This is a genomic window from Oceanisphaera marina (assembly GCF_014643915.1).
In the GTDB taxonomy this organism is placed as follows: Bacteria; Pseudomonadota; Gammaproteobacteria; order Enterobacterales; family Aeromonadaceae; genus Oceanimonas; species Oceanimonas marina.
Window position 1 is genome coordinate 38,126 of the sequence record NZ_BMKE01000025.1, and the last position, 11,365, is coordinate 49,490.

General features: G+C 46.2%; 12 protein-coding genes and 1 pseudogene. All 13 read right to left on the minus strand.

Annotated features, from left to right (window positions below; genetic code table 11):
• Positions 1-60: 60 nt before the first annotated feature.
• On the minus strand, positions 61-1,383 hold the full coding sequence (glmM, locus tag IEW52_RS13370) for a phosphoglucosamine mutase (RefSeq protein ID WP_188630580.1): 1,323 nt from the start codon (positions 1,381-1,383) through the stop codon (positions 61-63).
• A gap of 38 nt (positions 1,384-1,421) precedes the next feature.
• On the minus strand, positions 1,422-2,180 hold the full coding sequence (locus IEW52_RS13375; protein WP_188630581.1) for a hypothetical protein: 759 nt from the start codon (positions 2,178-2,180) through the stop codon (positions 1,422-1,424).
• A gap of 179 nt (positions 2,181-2,359) precedes the next feature.
• Complete coding sequence (locus IEW52_RS13380) at positions 2,360-2,962, minus strand: hypothetical protein (protein WP_188630582.1); 603 nt, start codon at positions 2,960-2,962, stop codon at positions 2,360-2,362.
• A gap of 26 nt (positions 2,963-2,988) precedes the next feature.
• Positions 2,989-3,228, minus strand: a complete 240-nt coding sequence (locus IEW52_RS13385; RefSeq protein WP_188630583.1) for a hypothetical protein — start codon at positions 3,226-3,228, stop codon at positions 2,989-2,991.
• Between the two features lie 13 nt (positions 3,229-3,241).
• A complete protein-coding gene (locus tag IEW52_RS13390) occupies positions 3,242-3,679 on the minus strand; it encodes a DUF4760 domain-containing protein (protein WP_188630584.1) in 438 nt (145 codons plus the stop codon).
• Positions 3,680-3,754: 75 nt separating this feature from the next.
• Positions 3,755-4,621, minus strand: coding sequence for a class I SAM-dependent methyltransferase (locus IEW52_RS13395; protein ID WP_188630585.1), 867 nt, complete (start codon positions 4,619-4,621; stop codon positions 3,755-3,757).
• Between the two features lie 62 nt (positions 4,622-4,683).
• A complete protein-coding gene (gene pgi, locus IEW52_RS13400) occupies positions 4,684-6,321 on the minus strand; it encodes a glucose-6-phosphate isomerase (RefSeq protein WP_188630586.1) in 1,638 nt (545 codons plus the stop codon).
• Positions 6,322-6,337: 16 nt separating this feature from the next.
• Positions 6,338-7,249 carry a UTP--glucose-1-phosphate uridylyltransferase GalU gene (gene galU / locus IEW52_RS13405; RefSeq protein ID WP_188630587.1) on the minus strand — a complete coding sequence of 304 codons (912 nt, stop codon included), beginning with the start codon at positions 7,247-7,249 and terminating at the stop codon, positions 6,338-6,340.
• Positions 7,250-7,299: 50 nt separating this feature from the next.
• The gene (locus IEW52_RS13410) at positions 7,300-7,488 is read right to left on the minus strand and encodes a hypothetical protein (RefSeq protein ID WP_188630588.1); all 189 of its coding nucleotides are present in this window, start codon (positions 7,486-7,488) and stop codon (positions 7,300-7,302) included.
• A gap of 69 nt (positions 7,489-7,557) precedes the next feature.
• A pseudogene (locus tag IEW52_RS13415) lies at positions 7,558-8,707 on the minus strand (ISAs1 family transposase).
• Between the two features lie 189 nt (positions 8,708-8,896).
• Positions 8,897-9,892: a hypothetical protein gene (locus IEW52_RS13420; RefSeq protein WP_188630589.1), complete on the minus strand. Its 996-nt coding sequence runs from the start codon at positions 9,890-9,892 to the stop codon at positions 8,897-8,899.
• A gap of 38 nt (positions 9,893-9,930) precedes the next feature.
• Complete coding sequence (locus IEW52_RS13425) at positions 9,931-10,704, minus strand: hypothetical protein (RefSeq protein WP_188630590.1); 774 nt, start codon at positions 10,702-10,704, stop codon at positions 9,931-9,933.
• Positions 10,701-11,365, minus strand: a 665-nt coding sequence (locus IEW52_RS13430; protein WP_188630591.1) for a glycosyltransferase family A protein, incomplete at its 5' end; no start/stop codon positions are given. The genes IEW52_RS13425 and IEW52_RS13430, both read right to left, overlap by 4 nt.

Sequence of the window (11,365 nt, forward strand, 5' to 3'; positions counted from 1 at the left end):
AGAGGTGGGAGGTATATCAATAACGACAAAAATGTTTTTCTACTTTAACGTGCTAAATGCTTATACCGCTTCGGCAATATATTCCGCCAGTTCATTCACCAGCTGTCTATTCGCACCTTCCACCATCACCCGGACAAGCGGCTCGGTGCCGGACTTGCGCAACAACACACGCCCATTGTCGGCAAGCTTAACTTCTGCTTCACTCACCCGCTGTTTAACCGTATCGCTTTCCAGCGGGTTGCTGCCGGGGGCAAAACGCACATTCACCAAGCGCTGGGGGAACAGCACGAGATCACGGCGCAGTTCATTTAACGTCAGGCCCTGGCCAACGGAGGCTTTAAGCACCTGCAGGGCGGCGATAATGCCGTCTCCGGTGCTGTTGTGATCCAGGCTGATGATGTGCCCCGAGTTTTCACCGCCCAGTTTCCAGCCGTATTGTTGCAACTGCTCCATCACATAACGGTCGCCCACCTTGGCGCGCACAAAGGGAATATTATGCTCGGCCAGGGCCAGCTCCAGTGCCATGTTGGTCATAAGCGTGCCCACCACGCCACCGCCCAAAGTGCCCTGGCGGCTGGCATGTTGCGCCAAAATGAACAGCAGTTCGTCGCCATCCAGTAGCTCACCGGTGTGATCCACCATGGCCAGGCGATCGCCGTCGCCATCAAAGGCAATACCCAGGTCGGCACGGTATTGTTTAACGGCGGCAATTAGTGCCTCAGGCGCGGTAGAGCCGACTTGCTCGTTGATGTTTAATCCATTTGGGCTGGCGCCAATGGTAATCACTTCTGCGCCCAGTTCCTGAAACACCGCCGGGGCAATGTGGTAGGTGGCACCGTGGGCGCAGTCCAGCACAATGCGTAAGCCCTCAAGGCTGAGCTCGGTTGAAAAAGTGCTCTTGCAAAACTCAATATAACGGCCGGCGGCGTCGGTAATGCGGCGGGCTTTGCCCAGTTTGTTAGATGCCACGCAGTCCATGGGTTGATCCATCATGGCCTCAATGGCCAGCTCTACTTCATCGGGCAGCTTGGTGCCGTTATGAGAGAAAAACTTGATGCCGTTATCGTAATACGGGTTGTGCGAGGCGCTGATCACAATGCCGGCCTCGGCCCGAAAGGTGCGGGTAAGGTAGGCAATGGCCGGGGTAGGCATGGGGCCGAGCAGGGCGGCATTTAACCCCGCAGCAGAAAGGCCGGCCTCGAGTGCCGACTCCAGCATATAGCCGGAAATACGCGTGTCTTTGCCGATCAGCACAGTTTTAGTGCCGGTTTGCGACAGCACCTTGCCGGCGGCCCAGCCCAGCTTCATTACAAATTCAGGAGTAATGGGATAATGGCCGACCTTGCCGCGAACGCCGTCGGTGCCGAAGTATTTTCTGGTCATGGTTATTCTCTGCTAATAGAAAACTAAATTTTTAAAAACTAAATGCGCTCAGGAAAGCCAGATACGAACTCGGCAAGCATTTGCTCGTCAGGTTGCAAGCCCTTTACTTGGTAGGTAATGATAAATGCCATGGCAAAAAATTCATAGCGGGCATGGCCCAGCAAAGTTTTTCTACCCAGTATTTTTAATAGCTTTCTGCTTTCTCTATTCCAAAATCCATTGCGCATTAGACTGCGCTTGGGTCGCTTGATATTGAGGTGATAGATAGAGTCCACCATTAGCACCTCTAATTCGGCGATCAAGCCTTTAAATTCCATATCTAACACCACACCCTGCAACGTCAGCATAATGCTGGAAATGCGTTTTTGATCCTGCTCGCTAAGTTGGTAGCCTTTGGGTAATGGCACTTGCTGGCTAATTAATAACCCTGAATTAATCCAGGATAAATAGGCCTGCATGAGTTGTAGATGAAAGCGCACCTTTTCACTCAACCATAACTTGTGTGAACTGATCAGTTGTTCGAAAGATCGTTGAAATTCATGGAAACATTCAAGATCACCAAATATCTTGGCATACTGCATAAGCGAAGGGGAGGGTACTGGCAGTTCAGTTTGTTCAAGAAGTGCAATGTATTTTTTTGCTTCTTGTTCAGGCATTTGTACTGAGTAGGAGATATCTTCAAGCCTGGATAATATGACCTGTTCGCTATTTATCCGCTTTTCTAGAATCACTCCGGCAACCCGAGTGACTTCATCCCGTTTCTTAAGATAAAAAGTAGTAACCAAAGCGATAGCCAATGCCGCCAGTATAGTTGAAAAACCGGATGCTAAAGCTTGCCAAAGAAAGAGAGGATATCCTAAATATTCGTCGATGACTTACTTCCTTGAGTTTAGGTGACAACTATATAAGAACATTTTTTGCTGCGCCTTTCTATAGAATGCACGGGGAAGGCAATAGATATTTTATTGTGACGAGTCTAACTCTCGGTATCTGTAAGAGCTAAGCGAAGTTGTTTAATATTATCTGCTGATTCCCATTCACGGGCACTTGGGTGCATAACACCAAAATGAACCTTGCAATTAATGCCCTGTACCGACTTAACAAAGTTACTCGCAACATGACCGAGAGGAATGATGACCTTTGTTTTATCTGCAATCATGTTTCTCAAACGTTCAGAGAAATCATTGCACAGCTTGCTCTCAACACCTTCTCTAGGCTTGTATACAGTTTGGGTGTGTTTTTGGAGTCTGTTCTTAATTTCTGCTAAAGCGTCAACCATTTTTGAGTTGCAGGCTTGCTGACAATAAAAATTTTTGTCTAAGGGGAAAGGTGATGCATTCATTATAGAGATATTCAGTATTTCGCCACTTTTTATTAAGCATCCTAATGGTTTGTTTGGTATATCATTAGGGATAGCTCCCACACGTTTTAATAGAGACAATAACCTGGTTCCCGCTTGCCCCGCAATAGGGTGGGAATGTATATACTCATCTTTATGTGGAGACTCTAAAATGAAAATAATTTGGCTTATGTTGTTTTTAGATGTTAGGTCGTCCACTTTGAATTTACATAAGCCCATAGTTATATCTTGGTTACCATTTAATGTCAGTTTGAGCGTCCGCTGCCATTGCAACAGCCACAAGTGTTGCCGGAGGGTAATGCCGATATGGTGTTAAACCTTCCGCTTTTATTTACACTATCTAACAAAGCGAATTCATACTTTTTTTCGATCTTTATTGTGTAATATTCGCCATCGTTACCTTTAACTGTATAGCTTTTCTCTAATTTTTCCTCGCCAGACTTTGCGAACTCTATGATAGCCTGCTCTATAACTTTATTGTTCATGTTTTTCTCCTTTTTATGTTTTGCGCATTTTGTCACTTGATAAACGTTCGTTTTCCAGGTTCTGATAGAATTGGAAGGCCGCTCGATTATCTCTCAGTAGTTTTTTTCCGTCAACATCGAGCCCTGGTATGTTTACGCATCTCTCAACAGATTCATAATGCATCATAAATTGTTCTTTGAATGTTCGGCGTATGACTTGCTCATCAATCATACCGCCTTCGCAACATAAAGCTACTAATTCAAGAGTGTTAACCACCTTTATTATGTCAGGCGTAATCGGTGCTGTAGGGTTAACTTCACTCAACGTCGCCATGTGTTCCCATAACGGTAACAGCAATTGTCGTTGAGATAGTAACTTTTGGTTTTGATGTACTTTATATGCAACAAAAATACCAGCAGAAGCAGCTGTGCCTGATAACAAAGCCCCAATAGCAGTGATTACTTCTAACATTATACCTTCTAAATGTCGAGGTTGGCTTATATGAAGAGGTTTTTAGGGCGGCTACTTGTAGTGCTACCCAAAAACTCAGCCCTTGTTTGAGATGTTTGGCAATGAAAAGTCCAAACCTTGAACAAGTCCAGGGAGGTGTTCATCAGCGTTGTAATTTGAGGTTGCTGGCATTAGAGCTGACGATGATACAAGAGCATTAGACCGGGTTAATCGTCCTAATCCTTTTTCTAGTGGAAAATATTCGGCATTAAAGCCGTATTTTTCTGCCCAATGGTTACAGATGTCTTTTTCTTCCTGGCGAATAGTATCGTCCATCCACACTTCTGCGTGTTGCGATAGCTTATCAGCCAAGGCTAATAGTGCTGGATAACGACTGAATAAACAAGTCGCACCCGGTGGACCATCAACCCACAATAAATCTACATTTTCGACGCCATCAAGCAGAGAAGTCAGATACCAACGAGAGGGTTTTTCAGCGTCTTCCGGATTAAGGTGTTCACCTTGCCAAGCCTCCAGCTCACCGATTCGCAGATCAACCCAGCCTTCCAGGCGCTCCGCCTGCAGGGTATTGAGGGTTTGCGCCCCGTAGTGGTCGCTATGCTCAATGGAGATCAGCTTGCCTGTACGATTCTGGCGCAGGGCATCGGCAATTACCAAGGTAGAAGCGCCGCTGCCAAATTCGACAATAATCTGGGGGCAGGTGGCCATAATATGTGAGTGCAGACGAAGCAGTACATCGGGTGATGTTGCCCATCCACGCAGCGGGGGCAATTGACCTTTAATTGTCATTCGACGTTGGAGCCAGGAAAGGCTTTCCAGTTGGGCGTAGAGACGGTCTTGAACAATAATCAGGTCTCTGTTTGTTTTACCGGCATTTTCTTTGCCTGCTTGAATTATGGCTTTTTGTAAGCTTTCAAGTTGAGAGGTTAGGGCTTCATCCATGAATTTTATCCATATAGAAATGATTACGGCAACTGATTATAAATGCTGGCATAAAAAATGTTTTAAGTGCTCCACACATTAATTTGCATTATTAAGTTTTGCGTAGCTGCATCATGATTTAACGCATCCGTCTTGCCCAACAGCGTGTCTACCAGCCCGCTAGCCAGTTTTTTACCCAGCTCCACGCCCCATTGGTCAAAGCTGTTTACGCTCCACAGCACGCCCTGCACAAAGGTTTTGTGCTCATACAGGGCAATTAAACTGCCAAGGGTATGAGGGGTCAGCTCCTTGCACAAAATCACTGTGCTGGGGCGATTGCCGGGCATCACCTTGCTGGGCAGCAGCTCGGCAATGCGCTGTTCGCTCAAGCCTTCTGCTCTCAGCTCGGCTTCTACCTCAGCGGCCGGCTTGCCAAAGGCCAGTGCTTCGGCCTGGGCCAGCATATTGGCCAGCAACTTGTGGCGGTGTGCGGGAAAGTCGTAAGGCGAGTTTACAAAACCAATAAACTCCGCTGGCACCACAGTGGTGCCCTGGTGCAGCAGCTGAAAAAACGCATGCTGGCTGTTGGAGCCCACATCGCCAAACACAATAGGGCCGGTGGCATAGCTGACCGGGGTGCCCTCAAGCGTTACCGACTTGCCGTTCGACTCCATATTCAGCTGCTGCAAAAACGCCGGAAAACGGTGCATCAGCTGGCTGTAGGGGAATACCCCTTCGCTGGCATGGCCCAGTACGTTATGGTTCCAGATGGTTAACAATGCCAGCAGCACCGGAATGTTCTGCTCAAGGGGCGTGCTGCGCAGGTGCTCATCCATGGCATGGGCACCGGCCAGCAACTCTTCAAAACGCTCAAAGCCCACCGCCAGAGCAATGGGCAGGCCAATGGCAGACCACAAAGAAAAACGCCCGCCTACCCAGTCCCAGAACTCAAACATGTTTTCGGCCGCAATGCCAAACTCCACCACCTTGCGGTGATTGGTAGACACCGCCACAAAATGCTGCTGAATAAGGCTGTCGTCACCACAGGCATTCAGCAGCCACTGGCGGGCAGCCAGGGCGTTAGACATGGTCTCATCGGTGCCAAAGCTTTTGGACGACACCACAAACAAAGTGGTGGCCGGGTTAAGCCGCTCAAGGGTGGTGGCTAAATGTGCCGGGTCTATATTCGACACAAAATTCGCGCGAATGCCGGTGGTGCAATAGGGCTTAAGCGCCTCGCACACCATGGCCGGGCCCAGGTCGGAGCCACCAATGCCAATGTTGACCACATCGGTAACAGGCAGTCCGGTGTAACCCCGCCATTCGCCATTGTGTATGCGCTGGCAAAAGCGCCGCATTTTGGCCAGCTCTGCATGCACAACGGGGATGATATTTTCCCCGTTACGCGTCAGCACTGCGTTGGCCGGCATACGTAGTGCTGTGTGCAGCACGGCGCGTTGCTCGGTGGGGTTAAACTGGTTATCTGCAAACAGGCCGGCAATGGCCGCAGGTAGGTTCATTTGCCGTGCCAGCTCGCACAGCTGCTGCAGCACAGCAGGGCACACCTGCTGGCGGGAAAGGTCCACCAGCAACTCCTCACCAACATGAAAAGTCAGCTGCTGCGCACGTTCGCTATTTTCAGCAAAGCGCTCCGCCAGCGTGGGCATGGATTCAGCGCTGTGTTGCAACGCCTTGAATAAAGGGTGTGTAGATAACGGCACAAGAAGCTCTGTTAAATTATTCGCCAGCGGCAAAAGGCACTACCTTGTTGCCAGTGTAATTAGGCAGCAGCCTGGCAAAGTCTTCACCCAGCTCAGGGTGGCGCAGGGCATATTCTACATTGGCCTTCATATAGCCCAGCTTACTGCCGCAGTCGTGGCTTTTGCCTACCATGCGATAAGCATCTACCCGCTCTTGCTGCATCAGCTCTGCGATAGCATCAGTCAGCTGAATTTCATCTCCGGCACCGGGAGGCGTTTTGGCCAGCAGCGGCCAAATGGCCTTGCTCAGCACATAGCGGCCTACCACCGCCAGGTTGGACGGAGCCAGCTCGGCAGCGGGTTTTTCTACTATGCCGGTCATGGGTTTGCTTTGATCAACCGCCACCTCGTGGCCCATACAATCCACCACACCATATTGGCTTACCAGGTGCTCTGGCACGGGCTCTACCATAATCTGGCTGTTACCCGTTTCTTCAAAGCGTTCACGCATACGGGCCAAGTTATCTTGCGCCAGGTTGCAGGCTGCATCGTCAATTAATACGTCTGGCAAAATAACTGCAAACGGCTCATCACCCACCATGGGCTGAGCACACAACACGGCATGGCCCAGCCCTTTGGCAGCACCCTGGCGCACATGCATAATGGTAACGTCATTGGGGCAGATAGAACGAACCTCAGCTAAAAGCTGACGCTTTACCCGTTTTTCCAGTGTGGCTTCCAGCTCAAAGCTGGTGTCAAAGTGGTTTTCAATGGAGTTTTTACTGGAGTGGGTAACCAGCACAATTTCCTTAAAGCCGGCAGCTACTGCTTCGCTTACCACATATTGAATAAGCGGTTTGTCGACAATGGGCAGCATTTCCTTCGGTATTGCCTTGGTAGCGGGCAGCATGCGGGTGCCGAGGCCAGCAACGGGAATGATGGCTTTCATGTTATTTTTATCCCTTGTTATGTGCGAGTTAATTGTTGGACAGGGCAAGATTACGAAACCCCCAGTCCTGCCAAGACGTGCGACAGGTAGGCGTTGTTTCGGCTTGCCCGCTTTTGCTTGCTTTTCATCCCGGCCTTGAAGCTGGTGTCTCCCTTCAATGCATTGAAGGCGATATGCTGGATAACGGCCATGTTTTCGCCGGCCTGCTCGCAGCGGATGCGACAGTCGTCTTCACGCATGCCCACGTCAAGCTGCCAGTGCACTGGGATTCTATCGACCAGTGGGAGCGGCTCGCTTCCAGGATAAGATTACGAACCCCCCAGTCCTGCCAAAACGTGCGACAGGTAGGTGCTGTTTCGGCTGGCCCGCTTTTGCTTGCGTTTCATGCCAGCCTTGAAACTGGTATCTCTGTTCAGGGCATTGAATGCCATGTGTCGAATGGCCGCCATGTTTTCACCCGCCTGTTCACGGCGAATGCGACAGTCATCTTTCCGTATGCCTACGTCCAGCCGCCAGTGCAGCTGTGATTCGATTGACCAGTGAGAACGGGTGGCCTCCAGCATTTCTTTAGGTGACAGCTGCGCCGAGCTGATGTAGTAACGCACCGTGATATCCAGCTCTTTCACTGGTTGGCCTTTTTCCTCACGGATTGTCCCTACTATTCCCAGCGTTTTCAGTGCAGGCCACTCATACTCGAGGTCACCCAGGATGGACAGATCTTCCACCACTAGGCTCAGCCGGGTTTCCTTACGGCCATGGCCGAATTCCTGAATGCTGTAACCGTTGACGTCTTCCTGCTGTAACATGTCCAACCGGAAGTAATCGTTGAAGGCCACTTCCAAGCTAGGCTGGTTGCCTTTTACGGTCAGCAGATAGTCAGCACCTTTGTCGAGGATCTTTTTGGCGATTGCTCGTTGGCAGCCCATGACATCGATGGTAACCAGACAACCACGGATACTCAGCAGCTCCATTAATTCAGGAATGGCGGTGATCTCATTGCTTTTATCGCTGGTTTTCACCTGCCCCAGCACCACTTGATTGGCAGCACTAAAAGCAGACACCATATGAATGGCTCCTTTACGTTTGCCCTTGTCGTAGCTGCGCCGCAGGGTTTTGCCATCAATGGCAATCACTTCGCCCTCCGTCACGTCGTAGCAAGCCTGCATCCAGGCCGCAAAGTACTTTTGCAGCTTTTGGCCGACAGCATGCCCATCACCCAGGCAATGGTGTCATGCACAGGAACGCCCTTGTTTGCCAACATAAGCCAAAGTCACCGTGCTGACGTAGCCAGTCGAGATGATCATGACCGAAATCCTCGATGTCCTCCCAACCTTCAGCGCCGCCGATAACCGCCGCGACAGTCAGAAACAGGATATCCGCGAGCTTGTGCTCGATTTTCCACTGCTGACGCGGGTCTCGAATAACGGAAAGGTGGTCCAAAAGGCTGAGTCCATTCATGGTAATAAGCTGCTGTTGAAAAGACAGCATATGATCACAGCTGGGAGAGATCGTCAAAGCGATCCTTGAAAATCGACATTTTTCTTCAAAAAAGCTGCGTCTCGTTATACAAAGTAGCCATTAGTGTTTTAATTTTTACCTCGCTGAAAGCCTTGCCACATAAGGGGTTTTCATGATCTTGCCCTGAACTCAAATGTAGCCTCTTGGCTTTGTGGAAATTATTTCTTTGATTTGTTTGTAAAAGTCGTTCTGTAATATTTCTTTTTTTATTTTTCTGATTTTTTTTAATGTTTCGTGTTGTTCACTTTTGAATTTCTGTTCATCTAGCAAATTGATTATCATTTCTGCCGCATCATTTTCATCTTTAAATTTGGTGCTCGTTTCTACGTATTGATTCAAAGATTGAGGCATGTTAGGTAAAATTGGGATAACACCTAGTTGAGCCAGTTCTAAAGGTGGTGCAGCGAAGGTTTCCTTGTCTGTTAGCCATACTATAGCTCTTAGATTAGACATGGTTTCAAAGAATGACAACTGATCTTGTTTTGGTATTATCTTTACTATTTTTCTTAATTTGCGATTTTCTTCAGCATATTGTCCATAAGTAAAGATATCTTCTTTAAATCCTTTTTCCACTAATTTGTCTATCAAAAGATTAGGAGAGAAGCTAGATAGGCTAACTCTTTGTATTTTTCCTAGCTCACCAATGCAAACACCTTTTCTCTCGATAAATGGTTTGACAGGTAAGTTAGAGTTTATATTTTGAATGTGTGGTAAGTAAACTATTTTATTTCTTAACTTCTTGTTGTTGTCTTCTATAATCTGCTTTGCTTGATGTGTCCAGGTGTTGAATATTAAATTAGGGAATTTGAGTATATATCTTTCCAACGTTTCAATCATCCAACGCTCACGATTGACGTCTGGCACCCATCCCGAGTTAATAATTAGCGGGATGTCTGTAGGATCTATGTTATTAAGAATTCTATCTGATATTTGTATGAAATCCCCAGTATAGATCCAAATGAAGTTGTGCTCGTCAACTTTATAGTGGTCCAATTTATCTGCGATTTCATCAATGTGAAATCCATTTTTTTTAAGGGCCTCTGATGACAGTTTTGCTGTTCTATATATACCCCCGCCTCTTCTAGCATCAGTGCGGCCAAAACGACTAATTATCATTCCCTTCATAAATTTCTCTTGTGTACTTATCATATTTTTATAATAGGTTAATAAATGAATTTTTCATTTAGTTCTTTTTTTAATGGATAGTGGGATTGCAAGTTTTCTATGATTTCATCATTTCCACCTTTCTTATTATAGGTATCATAAAGCGTAATTTCTGATTTTTCTTCATTCTCGATTGAAGTAAATGAATCCTGTAGTGCATCTAGTAGAAGGCAAGAGGCATAACCTGCACGTAATGTATGCCATTTAAACCAAAGATCATCCGCAGTTTTTGCTATTTCCAATGCGTGATTTATATTTAAGACATCACGTGAGAAATGATGTGGCATATAAATAACACCATCTTTTCCCGTTGGTAACTTACACGCGGACGCACCTGCTAAATTTGAACTTTTCCATTTCTTATATGGGAGTATTTTGTTTTGACTATTTAATGTTATTTCTCGTCCCCTAAAGGCTATTGGACAGTCAAATATTTTTTGTGCGTGGGTCATGGTTTCTAAAAAATTGTTAGGGTAAGCAACATCGTCATCAATAGTAATGATTGGCTTTTTTGTCCCCCAGAATTCGGTTAACGCAGGTATTAATTTTCTATACGGGCCAGTGTTTTTGGTGTAAATGACTTTAAATCTAGAATCTTTTTTAAGTTTTTCTAATCTGTGAGGGATTGAAGTTATTCCTTTATCTAACAGCCATGGCTCTTTGGATATGTACAGCCTAAGTTCAAATTCCTCTATTGATTGATTGAGTATGTTGAACACAACATTATCAACTATATCAACTCGAGAAGATATGGTTGTAAAACTTATAATCATGAATTTTCTCTGAAGTGTATTTTCTTTTTTTGATGTGAGAATGAAAATAAACTGCTTTTTTCAAATTTTGTTGATAAGGTGTTTTCATTTCCAAAGGCGAAATAAAGAGGTATTTTTATTTGCTGATAAGAATTAATCCCCAAAACACTTCGGCATCTTGAGCGATAATCTATATCACCTCGAGAGCGATATTCGCTAAAGGGACCTATAGAATTCCATGCGTCCCGACTTATAAGCATTGTCACTGGACCATCGGATATAATATTTTTTCCATCATCCAGTTGTGGGTATCCCATTTCATCAATTCGTATGTGAGATACAGCTAAAATACTAGCTCTAAGTTCTTTGGCTTTATTGAGCTGATAGCTTATCCTCTCTGGATGAGATACGTCGTCGTCGTCTTGAAAAGCTATGTAATCCGAATTGTGTCTTTTTATTGCAAAGTTCCTGCACTTATAAGTGCCAATATTTTCATTCATTCTGTAATAATGAAAGTTTTCTTTTTTTGGGATTATTTTTTTTATTTCATCAGAGTTTTCTGAGTTGTCATCCATAATTACGGTTTCAATATTTTTATGAGATTGTTTTGATATTGACTCTATAGAAAGTGACAGTAACTCAATATTTGGGTTGAATGTTGTTAATACAACTAAAACTTTCT

Coding starts and splice junctions, on each gene's coding strand:
- glmM (WP_188630580.1), bottom strand. CDS start 1,383: ATGACCAGAAAATACTTCGGCACCGACGGCGTTCGCGGCAAGGTCGGC.
- IEW52_RS13380 (WP_188630582.1), bottom strand. CDS start 2,962: ATGGGCTTATGTAAATTCAAAGTGGACGACCTAACATCTAAAAACAAC.
- IEW52_RS13385 (WP_188630583.1), bottom strand. CDS start 3,228: ATGAACAATAAAGTTATAGAGCAGGCTATCATAGAGTTCGCAAAGTCT.
- IEW52_RS13390 (WP_188630584.1), bottom strand. CDS start 3,679: ATGTTAGAAGTAATCACTGCTATTGGGGCTTTGTTATCAGGCACAGCT.
- IEW52_RS13395 (WP_188630585.1), bottom strand. CDS start 4,621: ATGGATGAAGCCCTAACCTCTCAACTTGAAAGCTTACAAAAAGCCATA.
- galU (WP_188630587.1), bottom strand. CDS start 7,249: ATGAAAGCCATCATTCCCGTTGCTGGCCTCGGCACCCGCATGCTGCCC.
- IEW52_RS13410 (WP_188630588.1), bottom strand. CDS start 7,488: ATGCGTGAAGACGACTGTCGCATCCGCTGCGAGCAGGCCGGCGAAAAC.
- IEW52_RS13420 (WP_188630589.1), bottom strand. CDS start 9,892: ATGAAGGGAATGATAATTAGTCGTTTTGGCCGCACTGATGCTAGAAGA.
- IEW52_RS13425 (WP_188630590.1), bottom strand. CDS start 10,704: ATGATTATAAGTTTTACAACCATATCTTCTCGAGTTGATATAGTTGAT.